Source organism: Campylobacter gracilis (assembly GCF_018374135.1).
GTDB lineage: Bacteria > Campylobacterota > Campylobacteria > Campylobacterales > Campylobacteraceae > Campylobacter_B > Campylobacter_B gracilis_A.
In genome coordinates, this window is sequence record NZ_JAHAFS010000019.1 from 18,648 (window position 1) to 34,932 (window position 16,285).

The window sequence follows — 16,285 nt, forward strand, 5'->3', positions numbered from 1 at the left end:
TAAAATTTCATCAGGGAAAGCCACTTGAAAACAAAGAATATCAGAAATTTCAGCATCATTGCGCATATCGACCACGGCAAATCCACGCTCGCAGACCGCCTGATTAGCGAGTGCAACGCCGTCGAGGCACGCCAGATGAGCAGCCAGATCATGGATACTATGGATATCGAAAAGGAGCGCGGCATCACGATCAAGGCGCAGTCCGTGCGGCTCGAGTACGAGCTTGGCGGCGAGAAATACGTTTTAAATTTGATCGATACCCCTGGCCACGTGGATTTTAGCTACGAAGTCTCACGCTCGCTGGCTAGCTGCGAGGGGGCGATCCTTGTCGTGGACGCGAGCCAGGGCGTGCAGGCGCAGACCATCGCAAACGTCTATATCGCGCTACAGCACAATCTCGAGATCATCCCCGTGCTTAACAAAATCGATCTGCCTGCTGCCGATCCGCAGCGCGTAAAAGATGAGATCGAGCACGTCATCGGTCTTGATTGTAGCAGTGCGATCGAGGTCAGCGCCAAGACGGGCGTGGGCATCAAGGAGCTTTTAGAGGCGATAATCACTCGCATCCCCGCGCCCAAAACGGACGATGCCGCGCCGCTTAAAGCGCTTATCTACGACAGCTGGTTTGATAACTACCTAGGCGCGCTCGCGCTCGCGAGGCTCTACGACGGCGTGCTGAAAAAGGGCGACGAGGTCTATATCATGGGTAGCGAGAACCGCCACGAGGTGCTTGATCTGATGTATCCCAACCCGCTCGCGCCCGCCAAAGCCCGCGAGCTTAGCAGCGGCGAAGTGGGCATCGTAGTAATGGGGCTAAAAAACGTCGCCGACGTGCAGGTGGGCGATACGATCACGCTTTTTAAAAAACGCGCCGCCGCGCCCGTGGGCGGCTTTGAGAAGGCCAAGCCCTTTGTGTTTGCGGGCATCTATCCCGTGCAGACCGATAAATTTGAAGATCTGCGCGACGCTTTGGATAAGCTCAGCCTAAACGACAGCTCGCTTAGCTATGAGCCTGAAACGTCGCTCGCCCTAGGATTTGGCTTTCGTGTCGGGTTTTTGGGACTACTTCATATGGAGGTCGTAAAGGAGCGGCTCGAGCGCGAGTTTGATCTCGATCTCATCGCCACGGCGCCGACCGTCACATACGCCGTGTATCTCACGGACGGCTCGTGCGTGCGGATACATAGCCCCAGCGAGCTTCCCGCGCCAAATTTTATCGAGCGCATCGAGGAGCCCTACGTCAGGGCGACTATCATCACCCCGAGCGAGTTTTTGGGCAATCTCATCAGCCTTTTAAATTTGCGCCGCGGCGTCCAAACCAAGATGGATTACATCACGCCCGAGCGTGTCCTACTCGAATATGACGTGCCTACAAACGAGATCATAATGGACTTTTACGACAAGCTCAAGTCCTGCACCAAGGGATATGCGAGCTTTGATTATGAGCCGATCGATTACAGGCGCGGCGATCTCGTAAAGCTCGACATCCGCGTCGCTGGTGAAGCGGTCGATGCGCTCTCGATCATCGTACCCGCCTCAAAGGCCGAATCCAAGGGGCGCGACCTCGTCAAAGCGATGAAGGAGATCGTGCCGCGGCAGCTTTTTGAAGTCGCGATCCAAGCGAGCATCGGCAACAAGATCATAGCTCGCGAAAATGTCCGCGCCATGGGCAAAAACGTGACCGCCAAATGCTACGGCGGCGACATCACGCGCAAGCGCAAGCTGCTCGAGAAGCAAAAAGAGGGCAAGAAGCGCATGAAAGCAATCGGCAAGGTAAATCTGCCGAGTGAGGCGTTTTTGAGCGTGCTGAAGATCGATTAAATTTTATGCTTGAGCGGGTGATCTAAATTTCATCTTTTGCCGCGCGGCTGTAAAATTTGCTTTTAAATTTTGACGATCGCTCGGGCGTTTAAATTTAGCGGCTCGCCGTTCGGTATGAAATTTCGTCTTTAAATTTCACGATCCTAAGAGACGATTTAAATTTTATGACTGCACGGCGTTTAAACTCTATCGCTCGCCGCCTGAGCTGATACATTCGCTGCTGCGCGCCCGTTTTGCGCCGTTTTAAGTTCTAGCGTTCACTGCTCGGTCGTAGAATTCTGCCGCTTGCCGTTAGGCTAAAATTTCATCTTTCAAATTTAACATTCCGCGAGCGGTTTAAATTTTATGTCCGCCAGCCGATCATTGCGGTCGCGCCCGTCATCTCCTACAGTTGCACTCGCCGTGCCCGTCGCCTTCTGCAAAATTCTATCTGGGCGGCGCCCGCTATGAAATTTTATCCGCCCCGACTTTATAAAATTTGATTAAATTTTCCTGCGCGCCGCGTGAAATTCCGTAGCGCGAGTGTTTTATAGCAAAACGGCGTGCGCGGCGTATAATAGGGCGTGCCGATAAAAATCCAGCAAAAGTGCTAAATTTATCGGCGTAAAAAAAGGAGAAAAATGAAATTTTTAGACCGCTTAGGCGTGGATAGGAGCGGCTTTACCGATCTGTTTTTGGCATGTTAGGTTGCGGTGCAAGGGTGCAAGAGAACTGATCGTAAAGGGCAGGCGCCGCTCTGTGGATTTTGAGCGCGGCAAGATCAGTTTCGGCGATGATGCGCCGCGCGCCATTTGGTATATCGGCAGGGCAGCCGCACGTGGCTGTGGGGGTACGAGAACATAAACCGCCTCGATGAGCGGCTGCTTGCCCTTGCGCGAGATGTGCGCGGTTTTGGCTTGCGGCACGGGCTAGCGGAGCTTGGCACGCCTAAGCTTACACTAAGCGAGGAGATAGACGGGCGTGCTCTAAGCGTGATCGCGTGCGGATTATCGCAGGAGCCCGCAATCTACTACCGCTGCCCGCATGCCGGCGGAGCGGTGTTTGTAGCTTTTGAAGCAGGCGAGTGCGTGACGCCAGATGATACGATCAGAGGCGGTATGGACGCAAGCGATCTCATCTCTTTGGTGCGCGATTACACAGGCGCGTTTCAGCTAAATCACGCCGTTTTATCGGGGGCGCTTTTGATGAGAAATGGCACGAAATTTAGCGAAGAGGCGGGCAAGATCGTAGCGAATTTTAAAATGATGCGCTCTTTTCGTTCGATAATTTGGGGCGGCTAAGCGAGGTGAAGTTTGCCGTATAGAGCCGCAAATCTCGCGCCGTGCATTCGCGGCTTTGAAATTTACGCCGCGAAATTTTGCTATGTAAATTTTATATCGTAGAATTTTACGCCTCGGAATTTTGCTCGGTAGAATTTGCATCGCGGAATTCCGCCGCGTGGAATTTGCCTTAAAATTTTACGTCGTAAAATTCCTCTACTCTATTCGCGCCTGAGCCTTTAAATTTTAAACCAAAATCAGCCGCCGTCGATGTCAAAATCAAGATGCTCTTTGAAATAGGCGCGTAGCCTGCGGCGGTCGTTGCGACCGGGCGTGATCGCAAACCACAGCACGCGGTCGTTTAGATCCTTGCCGCGGATCAGCACGGTGTCGCGCAGCAAGATGTCGTGAAAGTCGCCGTTTAGCCGCCACGACGAGAGCGCCTTGGCGAAGAAAAAGATCGCGGCGCCCGCGACCATTATCACGAACGCCATCCCCACGCGCTCGCTCATGGCGATACCTACTAGCCATAGCACGATCATCGATCCGATTCCAAATTTAAAGAGTCGCTCGTGTTTTACGTAGCGGGAGTGGCTAAGCGCCGTGTAGCCGGTGCAGGTGCGCAAAAAGCCTGGAGTGAGCCTAATGTAGTCGATATTAAAGAGCAAAATTTCGCTCTTGCGCTCGTTTGAAACAAAGGTAATTGCGTGGTCGTTAAATTTAAACAGCCCGCCACCGTCGCACCCTTGATACCAAGCTACGCCGGCGATTATAAGTCCTAATAGCCCATTACTGTAACGCCCTCCTCCACGACTTTCTGCGAAAAAGAGCTTATCTAAATCAAGCCCGGTTAAAACGCCGTAAAAAAATATAAAAGCCATCATCGTAACGGAGAAGATCACGATGAAGGAATTGTCGTTTTTGACGCTGAATCCGCCTGTGCTCGTGGTTCGTGAGCCGCGATTACGAAGGACGGCTTTATAATCTTTGGTAGTAAAAGTAGGCATTAGCTTCCTTTATTTCAGGGTTTCAAAACAGCTTGTGCGCGCTTTTAAGCCCGTTTAAAACGGTGGAATTTTATAAAATTTCAGATCAAATTCGGATTAAATTTCAAATTTGAAGAGGTTTTGAAATTTAAGCGGATCTCAAATTTAAAGGAATTGAAATTTGGCTGTCTAGCTTAAGATCGCAATAAAGCGTTACAGAAGCTTTGCAGGCGAAGCTACTCCGTTAAGAGCGGCAAGCGCTCGATAAGCACGGCATTTTGAGTCTTACAATACTCTAAAATATAAAAAATTTCGGCGCCAAAATTAAATGCGATCGGCGGGTGCATTCTTGCTGGCGCGGGCTGCGGATTTCGCGGCGAAATTTAAAAACGTGATTTGCACGATTTAGAGGATGCGAAGCTTTACGGAAGCGCAGCTGCACGGACAGATAGCGAATGCGCGGCAAATTATCATAAATTTAAAGCGTAGCGGCGCTGCGCGATCTCATCAAATATGCAGAAAATTTTACGGCAAATTTAAAACGCAGTTTTTCGGAGTTAATACGGCGGATTAAAATGCGACTTACAGCGGTTAGTGCGGCAAATTTGCTCTGCGATTGCAGTTAAATTTTCCGCCGCGCGGAGTAAATGCCACGCAGAAGTTAAATTTACCGCGTAGAAGCTAAATTTCGCGTCGCAGTTAAATCCACAAGTTAAATCGGCAGCGAGCTAAAACGCTATAAATTTAGAGCCCACCGCCGTAAGCGCTTGATTTGCGACCGAGCCGCGATCTTTTATTATAAGATGCCTATTGTTCGCATTCCCGCGGCTGTTTAAAACAAACCGCACAACGCTTTAAATTTTAAAATTTTATTTAAATAAACTATTTACGCTCTCGTCGTGATATACGCGCCTGATGACCTCACCGAAAAGCGGAGCGACGCTGATTACCTTGATGCGGTCGCTTTCCTGCTTCAGCGGGATCGTGTCGGTCACGACGAGGCCGTCCAGCGCGCCGCTTTCGATGCGCTCATATGCCGGGCCGCTTAGCACGGCGTGCGTGCAAAACGCGCTGACGCTCTTCGCGCCCTGTTCCTTAAACGCGCCCGCGGCCTTGACGATGGTGCCCGCGGTATCGATCATATCGTCGATTAGGATCACGTCCTTGCCCGCGACGTCGCCGATGATGTTCATCACCTCGCTTTTGTTCGCCTCCTCGCGGCGCTTATCGACGATGACGAGATCTAGCGAGAGCTTTTTGGCGAAGCTTCTGGCGCGCGCGACGCCGCCCACGTCGGGGCTAGCGATGATTGGATTTTTTAAATTTTTCTCTTTCAGGTAGTCCAAAAATATCAGTGAGCCGTAGAGGTTATCGACGGGCACGTCGAAAAAGCCCTGGATCTGCCCCGCGTGTAGATCCATCGTGACGACGCGATCGATCCCTGCCGTCTGCATCATATTTGCCACGAGCTTCGCGCTGATCGGTACGCGCGGGGCTGCTTTGCGGTCTTGGCGAGCGTAGCCGAAGTAGGGCACGACCGCAGTGATCGAGTTCGCGCTGGAGCGCTTCAAAGCGTCTGTTAGGATCAAAAGCTCCATCAGATTGGAGTTTGCGGGCGCGCATGTGGGCTGGATGACGAAGACGTCCTTACCGCGTACGCTCTCGCCGATCTGGACGCTGATTTCGCCGTCGCTGAAGGTTTTGATCGCGCACTCGCTAAGGGGTAGTGAGAGATATTTGGAGATTTTTTTGGCAAATTCGGGATTTGCGGTGCCGGAGAAAATTTTATATCCGCGCATTTTGATGACCTTTGGATTGAAATTTGCTCTAATTCTACACCAAAAGCGCTAAATTTTAGCTAATTTGCCCGTCGCGCTTGCGTAAAATTCATAAGCGAGCATCACGGACCGCCGCACATTTGTGAGATAAATTCTTTAAAATTCCAGGGCGGCTCGGCTTGCCGCGGTCTTACTAGGGTGAAATTTGGCTTTGGATTGTAGTCGATACGCGCGGGTCATCGGAGCCTGCGTTTTTTTTGTGCCGGTAGTTGCACGACGGATGCGGCTAAAGTCGTATTGAAAAGTTTTATGAAAGTCTAAGGGAACGCATCAGGCATGGGTACGGCTAAAACCGTATCGCAGAGGGCAGGGTGCCGGTTAGCGCGGAATTTTACATTTTCGATACAGACGGGCAGAATTTTATCTTTGGAATTATAGTGAGCGCGCGTTTAAATTTAGATTTGAGCTTGCACGGGACAGACTGCGCGAATACTTTGCGGCGCGCTAAATTTAGACTGTCGCGGCATATAAATCTTAGATTTCTTGGGCGGTTAAATTTAAAATGCGCTTTGCTTTGGCGAAAATTTAAAGCTCGCTTTGGCGATCAAATTTAAAAGTTGACCCTCTATAGCTTGATTGTGCGCCGCGAAATTTTAAAATTTATCGTGCGAGCTCCATTCGTCGCGTAAATTTATATATTGCCTTTACCGCTTAAATTTTAAAATCGTGCAGGTTTGCTTCGCCGCGTAAATTTCGGAATTGCTTTTGTGCGCTTAAATTTTAAAATCGTGCGGAGATAAATTTAATCCGCAGCGAGCGTTATTCCGTGATTTTGGTGGGCTCGCCGAATAGCCTATTTATCTCGGAGATCAAAATTTCCTTGCCGTCCTGCGCGCCGTTTGCGAGCTCGGCAAGACCTGCCTTTGCGGCGCGCACGCTCTTACTCGTATCGCGGGGCTTTGCGGCGTAGTTTTGCGGATCAGTGGATCTTAACAGATCGTCCTTTTCTCCGCTGTCATCTCCTGCAGAAATTTCAGAATTTTGCAGCTTGGAATTTGAAGCGGAATTTTGCGAATTGGAATTCATTGCGGAATTTCGCTGAGCAGAATTTTGCGCCGTAGAATCCGCCACGGATTTTTCCAAATTTTGCCGCTCGGAATTTCTTGCCGCATCCGTTTGCAATTTTGCGGCTTGCGCCTCATCTGCGGCGGAATTTATTTGCGGCGCACAGCTCTGCTCGCTCGCTTGCGTAGATTCTGGATTATCTTGCATGCTGCTAGAAGTGGGGCTTTCAGTAAAATTTTGCGCCGTGGAATTTGCAGGGTGCGTAGTATCGACGCCGGATTCGGAAGCCGCGCCTTGCGTAGAATTCGTGCTTTGCGTAGCGGTTGCGCCGCGCGCGGAATTCCGATCGCGCTCGCTTTGGGCGGGATCATCGCCGTTTTGCGGCGCGCCTTGCTCTATCTTGATGGCCGCGTTCTCGCCAAAAAGCGATTTTAGCACGCTATTTATCGCTCGCGAGCCCTTGCGCAGGTACTCTCTGTCCTGTCCCTGCGCGCGCGAGAGCAGATACAGCGTGCCGCGCTCGAGCTTTAAAAATTCTATGCATTTGCTAAATTTCTCGCCCAGATCGTAATCGCGATCGTAAATTTTGGCTAAAAAATTCTCGTAAATTTCATTTTGAGCGCCCGTTTTGACGGAAGAGCTAGAATTTTGCGCCTGCGCCGCCGCGCCCGGTTTGATTTCGCCGTTTGCGTCAGGGCTCTGTTTTGCTGCACCGCCCGCACCGGAGTTTTGCGCCGAGCTTGCGGGGCGTTTTGCGCTCGCAGTAAAGCTCGGCACGCCGCTTGTCGCGCTACCCTGGTCGCTCGGTGCAAAAGCCGCGCCGCCCGGTTCGCTATTTGGCGCAAATGCCGCGCTTTGATTGGAATTCGACCTAAAATTCGGCGCGGAGCTTTGCGCGTTTAAATTAGGCGCCGAAGCGGAAGCATAGCCCTCGCCTTGATCTAGCGATCTTCCGACCTCTATGAGCTCGTCGATCTCGCGCAGATTTACCGCCTCCATCATCATAAAAATCATCATAGAAATCGCGTAGGTGTTGTCCGGGCTGATGGCGAGCATGCTCTTAGCGCCCGCTAAAATGCGGAAAAACCGCTCGTACATCAGCAGGCTAAATTTCGCGTCGCGTCGCAGGAATTTATCCTTTAAATTTGCGATCATCTCGTCGATTATCGTCTCGGCATTGTAGTTTTCGACCTCTTTGATGATCTCGATCGCGCCCGCGCGGTCTTGGCGCAGCACGACGTCTAAAATTTCGCCGATTTTAGCGGGATCAAGCAAGCCCAACATATCGGCGATCGCGCGCTGCGTGATTCCTTCGCGGCTAAAGATAATCGCCTGATCGAGGAGCGTGAGCGTGTCTCGTAGCGAGCCCGAGCCGCTGCGCGCTAAAATTTCAAGCGCGCCCTCTTCGTAAGCGATGTTTTCGGTTTTTAAAATTTGCGCAAGATGCGCTACGACGGCGCTTTTAGCGATCGGTTTAAAGCGAAAGTGCTGCGTACGCGATAGCACCGTGACGGGAAGCTTGAGCGGATCGGTCGTCGCAAGGATAAATTTTACGTAAGCAGGCGGCTCCTCAAGCGTCTTTAAAAGCGCGTTGGAGGCCTCTTTGGTGAGCATATGCACCTCGTCGATGATGAAAATTTTAAAGCGCGCGCTTGCGGGATGATACTTCGTCTGTTCGATGAGCTCGCGGATATCGTCGATTTTGCGGTGGCTGGCGGCGTCCATCTCGATGATGTCGATGTGGCGCCCCTCGTTTGCCATTACGCAGTTATCGCAGATCTCGCACGGCTTGCCGGTAGGCCCTTTATCGCATAAAAGCGCTTTGGCAAAAATCCTAGCCGTCGAGGTTTTGCCGCTGCCGCGAAGTCCGCTGAAAAGATATGCGTGGCTCAGTCTGCCCGAATCCAGCGCGTGCGCGAGGCTTTTGGCGACGGCGTCTTGACCGATGAGCTGCTCGAAGCTTTTGGGTCTGTATTTTAAAGCGAGTGCTTGCAAAATTTCTCCTTTGATCTTACAATGATACAAAAAAATCTATAAATTTTAAATTTAGTGCTACAATGCGCCCGAATTTCAGAAAAAGGATCGAAATGAAAAAATTTTTACTTGGCGTCTTTGCGCTATTTTTTGTCGCTTGCTCGCAAACTAGCAGCGTCATCAGCCTAAATCCGTATCTCTCTAAGGCCGATCAGACCGTAAGCGGCAAGTCGGTAAATATCAACGCGATCAACGATCAGCGCGAAAATCAGATGGTAATCGCCGTTATAAACGACAACGACGGCAAACTCGTCGATGAAGTGCTTTTAAAAAACAATCTCTCGGCGTGGTTCGATAAGGCTTTGCGCGCGGAGCTTGAGGCTCGCGGCGTAAGGATCGATCCTGCAAGCCCGAATATCGTAACTGTAAATATCAGAAGCATCTCGGCGGCGATCAACGGCTACTCGAAGGAAAATATGAGCGCAAGAGGCGAGATCGCGATCTCTATCGTGCAGGGCAACAAAACCACTACTAAGCGCGTTTCACAGGATCAGAGCCAATTTACCGCGCTTCGCACGGCTAGATCGCTTAATCCTTTCGTGCAAAGCTTGCTTGGCGACATCGTCAAAAAATCCGCCGATCAAATCATCTTGACGCTTTAGATGCGTTGCGTAAATTGCGGCGCGTTTAGCCTGCGCACGATCTGCGCCGCCTGCGCCGCAAATTTAGCCGAATGCCGCCTAAGTATGCGGCAGGTGGAGGACTTTAGCGTGTTTTATTACTACGGCTACTCCGAAATTCGAGAGCTTATACTTTCTAAACATCACGAATACGGTGCTGCGGTGCTTGCTCGCATAGCCTCTTTAAGCCTAGCGAAATTCCCGCTTCATCTGCAGCGCGAAATTTCAGCAAATCCGCAAAACTACGAAGCATTTAAAACAACGGACGGAATTTTTAAATTTAACGCCGTGCCGCTGGATGATGATGCTCGCAGCGGCTATTCGCACACGGCGATCTTAGCTCGCGCGCTAAAAAGCGAGCTTGTGGGGCCAAAATTTCACTGCCTACGCGCGCAAAACCGCGTCAAATACAGCGGGCAGAGTTTGGAATTCCGCCTAAAGCACAAGCGGAATTTTAAAATTTTAACCCCGCCGCAATTCCCCGTGATCCTAGTAGACGACATCATCACCTCGGGTCTTAGCATGCTGCAAGCGCGCGAGAGCTTGATCGATGGCGGCTTTATGCCCGTGTGCGGCTTGGTTTTAGCTAATGCAAAAGAATAATTCGCTATAATCGCGCTTTAAAATTTAAAAGGATATTTATGCAATCAAATATGTTTGAAAATCAGGAGATCATCGATATCGACGTCGAAGAATCAATCAAGACGAGCTATCTTGATTACTCGATGAGCGTTATCATCGGTCGTGCGCTACCCGACGCCAGAGACGGCCTAAAGCCTGTGCATAGGCGAATTTTATACGCGATGAACGATCTTGGCGTGGGTTCTCGCCAGCCATACAAAAAATCCGCCCGTATCGTAGGCGACGTCATCGGTAAATACCATCCGCACGGCGATACTGCCGTTTACGATGCGCTCGTGCGAATGGCACAGAGCTTTTCGATGAGAATTCCTTCCGTGGACGGTCAAGGCAACTTCGGTTCGATCGACGGCGACGGAGCGGCGGCGATGAGGTACACCGAAGCGCGTATGACGCCGCTAGCCGAGGAGCTTTTAAAAGACCTGGATAAAGAGACGGTCGATTTCGTGCCGAACTACGATGAGAGCCTAAACGAGCCCGACGTATTGCCTGCGCGCGTGCCGAATTTGCTGCTTAACGGCTCGAGCGGAATCGCCGTGGGAATGGCGACGAATATCCCGCCGCACAGCCTAGATGAGCTTGTGGGCGGTCTTTTGATACTGCTTGAGAATAAAAACGCAAGCCTAGAAGAGATCATGGGCGAGATCAAGGGTCCCGATTTTCCGACCGGCGGCATAATCTACGGCAAAAAAGGGATCATCGAGGCGTATAAAACGGGCAGAGGGCGCGTTAAAATTCGCGCTAAAACCCATATCGAAAAAAAAGCTAGTAAAGACGTCATCGTAATCGACGAGCTGCCGTATCAGACCAATAAGGCGCGCTTGATCGAACAGATCGCAGATCTCGTAAAGGAAAAGCAGATCGAAGGGATCTCTGAGGTGCGCGACGAGAGCGATCGCGACGGAATTCGCGTAGTAATCGAACTTAAACGAGACGCGATGAGCGAGATCGTACTGAATAATCTATTTAAGCAAACTACGATGGAGGCGACCTTCGGCGTGATAATGCTCGCAATCGACGGCAAAGAGCCGAAGATTTTCACGCTGATAGAGCTTTTGAAGCTGTTTTTGAACCATAGAAAAACCGTCATCATCCGCCGCACAATTTTTGAGCTTCAAAAAGCCCGTGCTAGAGCGCACATCTTAGAGGGCTTAAAGATCGCGCTAGATAATATCGACGAAGTAATCGATGTGATTAGAAACTCCGCCGACACCAACGTCGCGCGCGAAAATTTAATGAGCAGATTCGGCCTCAGCGAGGCGCAATCGGGCGCGATTTTGGATATGAGGCTAAGCCGCTTAACGGGACTTGAGCGCGAAAAGATCGAAGAGGAGCTAAAAGAAATTTTAGCCGAGATAAAGCGGCTTGATGCGATCCTAAAGAGCGAGGAGCTAATCGAAGGCATCATCAAAGATGAGCTTTTGGAGATCAAAGATAAATTTAAATGCCCGCGCATCACCGAAATCGTCGATGACTACGAGGATATTGACATCGAAGATTTAATCGCGAATGAAAATATGGTCGTTACGATCACTCATCGCGGCTACATCAAGCGCGTGCCTAGCAAGACTTACGAGAAGCAAAAGCGTGGCGGCAAGGGACGCGTGGCGGTTACGACGTATGACGATGATTTCATCGAGAGCTTTTTTACGAGCAATACCCACGACACGCTTATGTTTATCACCGACCGCGGGCAGCTTTACTGGCTTAAAGTCTATAAAATTCCGGAGGGTTCACGCACCGCAAAGGGCAAGGCGGTAGTAAATTTAATCCAGCTCGGCGCGGACGAAAAGATCATGGCGATCATCCCTACGACCGATTTTGATCCGAGCAAGTCGCTCGTATTTTTCACTCGCAACGGCATCGTAAAACGCACGAATTTAAGCGAGTTTAAAAATATCCGCTCACTCGGCATCCGCGCTATTAGCCTAGATGAGGACGATACGCTAGTAACCGCTCTCATCGCTCCAAACAGCGCCGAGGAGATGCAAAACTACAAAGGAGGCGCTCTAAGCGGCGACGATCTGGACGGCGGCGAGGCTGAGGAAGCCTTAGAGCAGATCGAGCAGGATATTTTAGAGGGAAGCGAGGATGAAATTTCAGATGAAATTTCGCAAGACGAGGGCGCTCAAGAGGGTGAGCTGCAAAGCGCCAACGAAAATATGCTTTTCATCGCTACGAAAAAGGGAATGTGTCTTAAATTTAATCTAAATAAAATTCGTCAGATGGGGCGCATCGCTCGCGGCGTAAAGGGGATTAAATTTAAAGAAAAAGGCGATGAGGTCATCGGCGCCGCGTTTATTCTAAGCGATATGCAAGAAATTTTAAGCGTGAGCCAAAAGGGTATCGGTAAGCGCACGACTGCGAGCGAGTATCGCCTCACAAACCGCGGCGGCAAGGGCGTCATCTGCATGAAGCTCACCAACCGCACCGGCGAGCTCATCGGCGTCGTGATGGTCGATGAGGAGATGGATCTCATGGCGCTAACCACCAGCGGTAAGATGATCCGCGTCGATATGCAAAGCATCCGCAAAGCGGGTCGCAACACCAGCGGCGTCATCGTCGTAAATGTCGAGGGCGACGACGTCGTGAGCATCGCGACCTGCCCGAAAGCCGAGGAGGGCGACGAGGGCGATGAAGGCGAGCTTGCGCAGGATGAAAATTTATTAAATTCAAATTTGGATAGCAAAGATTCGCAGAGCGACGACCCTAGCGATGAAATTTTAAAAGGAGGAGAGGATGAGTAGTTACAATATCGCCATCGTAGGCGCTACCGGCGCCGTAGGCGAGGAGATTTTGCGCGTCTTAGACGAGATGAACTTCCCCGTAAAGGACATACTGCCGCTTGCAAGCGCAAAGAGCGCGGGCGAGAAGGTGGAATTCCGCGGCAAAGAATACGTCGTGAGGGAGCTTACCGACAGCACCTTCGACGAAAACGAGATCGACATTGCGTTTTTTAGCGCGGGCGGCTCCATTTCGGCGCATTACGTGCCATATGCTGCGGCAAGCGGCGCGGTGGTGATCGACAATACGAGCCACTTTCGCATGCAAGAAAACGTCCCGCTCGTAGTGCCCGAGTGCAACCCGCAGGATATAAAGCTATGGGAAGAGACAGGCATCATCGCTAATCCGAACTGCTCAACTATCCAGATGGTTCAAATTCTTAAGCCGCTTGATGACGCGTTTGATATCGAGCGCGTAGATGTAAGCACCTACCAGGCGACAAGCGGCGCAGGTAAAGAGGGTATGAGCGAGCTTGTAGAGCAGTTGCAGCAGTTTTTCGCTTTTAAGCTTGATGAGTGCGAGCCGAAGGTTTTCCCGCATCAGATCGCGATGAATGTCATCCCGCACATCGACGTATTTTTGGACAACGACTACACCAAAGAAGAGATGAAGATGGTGAACGAAACGCAGAAAATTTTGCATAAAAACTTCGCCGTTTCGGCTACCTGCGTGCGCGTGCCGGTGCTGCGCAGCCACAGCGAGGCGATCACGATAAAATTTAAAAAGGATTTCGAGATTAGCCGCGTGCGCGAAATTTTAAAAAACGCGCCTAGCATCGTGCTTGTAGACGATCCGAGCAAAAACGAATATCCGATGCCGCTGCTTTCGAGCGACACGAACGAAACCTACGTCGGCAGGCTCCGCAGGGACAATTTCGACGATAAAATTTTGCATCTTTGGTGCAGCGCCGATCAGATCCGCGTCGGAGCGGCTACGAACGCCGTGCGCATCGCGCTTCGCTGGATCGATATGCAGCAAGACAAGTAGGATAATTTAACAGGGTTGCCGAGCCTTTGCGCGCGGATGCGGTCGCGCGCATGATTTCGGTGCCGAGGTCTGGCGAATAAAATTTGCAAATCAGCCTAGTTAAAATTTAACGCCGCGAGCTGAAATTTTGCGCCTTTAACCTGGCGCAAAATTTTAAAGACTCAAACGGGCGCGATCAAATAGCGTAAATTTATGCGGTTGTAAACGAGCGTAAATTTAAACGAACGCTTCGGCATGGAGCGGTTTTAAATTTATACGTTCGTTTGCGAAGCGGCTACCCGAATTAAAATTTAAGGAAGAAATGAAAGCTATATTTGAGAAATTTTTACTTTGCAGCAAATTTTTAACCCTCCTGCCAGTGCTTTTTTGCATCGCGGCAGGCGCGGCGATATTTGTGATGGCAAGCTACGAAATCTGCTCGGCGCTCTATAAAATCGTGGAATTTTTCCCAGCTCCGCAGAGCAAGGGAGCGCTTTACGTCGATATTTTAAGCGAGATAATAACGGCGATCGATCTGTATCTGGTCGCTATCGTGCTGCTAATCTTCGTATTTGGGATTTATGAGCTGTTTATCGACGAGTTTGTGGATCTAAATTTGCAAGTTTTAAAGATCGCCTCGCTAGATGAGCTGAAGCACAAACTCGGCAGCGTCATCATAATGGTGCTCGTAGTGGATTTTTTCAAGCGAATTTTGCACACCGATTTTACTACTCCTTTGGATATGCTTTTGCTCGCAGGGGCTATCTTTGCGGTTTGTTTGGCTTTGTATATTTTGAGTAAATTTAAAGGATAAAAATGGTTTTCATCGACGCATGCTTCGGCAAAGAGACCCCATACACGCCCATTTGGATGATGCGCCAGGCGGGGCGCTACCTGCCGCAATACATGGCGGTGCGCGAGAGGACGGGCGATTTTTTGAGCCTGTGCCGCGACTACCGCGCCGCTAGCGAGGTAACGATCCAACCCGTGGAGATTTTGGGCGTCGATGCAGCAATACTTTTTAGCGATATTTTGGTCGTGCCGATGCAGATGGGGATGGATCTGCGCTTTGAAGCGGGCGAGGGGCCGCGCTTTAGTGATCCGATCCGCTCCCGGGGCGATCTGGCGCGCCTTGATCCGCAAAAGGCCGCGGCGGAGCTCGGATACGTTTATGATACGATCTCGCTTACACGCTCTCGTCTTGCCGCGGACAAAGCGCTCATCGGCTTTTGCGGCGCGCCGTGGACGATCGCTACCTACATGATCGAGGGCGGCGGCAGTAAAAATTACGCCGTTTGCAAAAGGATGCTCTACGAAAATCCGCAGCTTCTGCATGAAATTTTGCGCCTCGTTACGGAGGCGACGAAGCTTTATCTGGCGCGTCAGATCGGCTCGGGCGTCGATGCGGTGCAGATCTTCGACAGCTGGGCGGGCGCGCTGGAGCCGAGCGCGTACGAGGAGTTCGGCTGGCGATACATCTTGGAAATCACGGAATTTTTAAAGGCGAAATTCCCGCATATCCCGCTCATCGTCTTTGCCAAGGGCACGGGCGCACAGATGTCGCGGCTGAGCAGTATTGCGGCGCGGCGCGGCGCGGCGAGCTTTGACGTATGGGGCGTGGATTGGAGCACTCCTATGGGGCTTGCGCGCGAGCAGCTCGGGGGCAAATTTGTGCTTCAGGGCAACCTGGAGCCGATGCGGCTATACGACCGCGGCGCGATAGAATCGGGCGTACGCGAGATTTTAGCAGCGATGAAGGGTGCTGCGCATATCTTTAATCTAGGCCATGGGATTTTGCCCGATGTGAGCGTGCAAAACGCCAAATATCTGGTGGATCTGGTGCACGAGCTAAGCGCGCGCTAAAATCTTATTTTGCGATAGTTCGCTTGCAGCGCGTCGCTGTGAAATTTCATAGAGCCATAGTTTAAAATTTTGCTTGTTTGGGCTGCTTGATTTGCTTTCGCGCGATTTTTTCCGCTGCCCATAAATTTTAAATTTTGCACCGCTTTCACGCTGCCAAAACAGCTGCGGAACGCAAAGCTTTAAATTTTAAAATTCTGCGCCGTTTTGCGCGGCGGCATCGCTAAATTTTAAAATTTAGTCTAAATTTGAAATTTTATGCTGCTTTTACGCCGAGCGAGGCTTAAAATTTTACGCGCTATGTATGCGGCGGCGTAAAAATACCGCGAGCTTGCGATTTTAAATTTAGCCCGCGCTTTAAATTTATAGCTCTCGCGCCCCCAAATTTAAGGATAAATTCAAAACTCTAAGTTTAAAATTCCGTCCTAGCGAGGGCAGTGCGCAGAAGTGGAATTTCGCATAAAAGCGGCGCC

General features: G+C 50.9%; 11 protein-coding genes. 8 read left to right on the forward strand and 3 right to left on the reverse strand.

The features are described 5' to 3' along the window. Window positions 1–24 precede the first annotated feature (24 nt). Both lepA and KH703_RS08925 read left to right on the forward strand, forming a co-directional pair. Window positions 25–1,821 (forward strand): translation elongation factor 4, encoded by a 1,797-nt coding sequence (lepA, locus tag KH703_RS08920; protein ID WP_304295518.1) that lies wholly within the window; start codon window positions 25–27, stop codon window positions 1,819–1,821. A gap of 791 nt (window positions 1,822–2,612) precedes the next feature. Next, entirely contained in the window at window positions 2,613–3,101 is a 489-nt protein-coding gene (locus KH703_RS08925; RefSeq protein ID WP_304295519.1) for a DUF6882 domain-containing protein, read from the forward strand. Between the two features lie 236 nt (window positions 3,102–3,337). Here KH703_RS08925 and KH703_RS08930 read toward each other — a convergent pair whose 3' ends face one another. The 3 genes from KH703_RS08930 to KH703_RS08940 all read right to left on the reverse strand — a co-directional run bounded on the left by KH703_RS08930 (window position 3,338) and on the right by KH703_RS08940 (window position 8,904). Continuing rightward, window positions 3,338–4,087: a hypothetical protein gene (locus KH703_RS08930; RefSeq protein ID WP_304295521.1), complete on the reverse strand. Its 750-nt coding sequence runs from the start codon at window positions 4,085–4,087 to the stop codon at window positions 3,338–3,340. Window positions 4,088–4,935: 848 nt separating this feature from the next. Then, window positions 4,936–5,865 (reverse strand): ribose-phosphate pyrophosphokinase, encoded by a 930-nt coding sequence (locus KH703_RS08935; RefSeq protein ID WP_005873085.1) that lies wholly within the window; start codon window positions 5,863–5,865, stop codon window positions 4,936–4,938. A gap of 798 nt (window positions 5,866–6,663) precedes the next feature. Then, the gene (locus KH703_RS08940; protein WP_304295522.1) at window positions 6,664–8,904 is read right to left on the reverse strand and encodes a DNA polymerase III subunit gamma/tau; all 2,241 of its coding nucleotides are present in this window, start codon (window positions 8,902–8,904) and stop codon (window positions 6,664–6,666) included. A 92-nt stretch (window positions 8,905–8,996) separates the two neighbouring features. On the opposite strand from KH703_RS08940, the gene KH703_RS08945 reads away from it, so the two are divergent. From KH703_RS08945 to hemE, 6 genes are all read left to right on the forward strand, one after another. Continuing rightward, window positions 8,997–9,545 carry a YajG family lipoprotein gene (locus tag KH703_RS08945; RefSeq protein ID WP_005873082.1) on the forward strand — a complete coding sequence of 183 codons (549 nt, stop codon included), beginning with the start codon at window positions 8,997–8,999 and terminating at the stop codon, window positions 9,543–9,545. Beyond that, complete coding sequence (locus tag KH703_RS08950; RefSeq protein ID WP_304295523.1) at window positions 9,546–10,166, forward strand: ComF family protein; 621 nt, start codon at window positions 9,546–9,548, stop codon at window positions 10,164–10,166. Between the two features lie 50 nt (window positions 10,167–10,216). Beyond that, entirely contained in the window at window positions 10,217–12,949 is a 2,733-nt protein-coding gene (gene gyrA, locus KH703_RS08955) for a DNA gyrase subunit A (protein WP_304295527.1), read from the forward strand. Continuing rightward, window positions 12,942–13,973, forward strand: coding sequence for an aspartate-semialdehyde dehydrogenase (locus KH703_RS08960; RefSeq protein WP_304295524.1), 1,032 nt, complete (start codon window positions 12,942–12,944; stop codon window positions 13,971–13,973). The genes gyrA and KH703_RS08960 overlap by 8 nt, the downstream gene beginning before the upstream one ends. Window positions 13,974–14,274: 301 nt before the next feature. Further along, the gene (locus KH703_RS08965) at window positions 14,275–14,766 is read left to right on the forward strand and encodes a YqhA family protein (protein ID WP_304295525.1); all 492 of its coding nucleotides are present in this window, start codon (window positions 14,275–14,277) and stop codon (window positions 14,764–14,766) included. A gap of 2 nt (window positions 14,767–14,768) precedes the next feature. Continuing rightward, window positions 14,769–15,815 (forward strand): uroporphyrinogen decarboxylase, encoded by a 1,047-nt coding sequence (hemE, locus tag KH703_RS08970; RefSeq protein WP_304295526.1) that lies wholly within the window; start codon window positions 14,769–14,771, stop codon window positions 15,813–15,815. Window positions 15,816–16,285 lie beyond the last annotated feature (470 nt).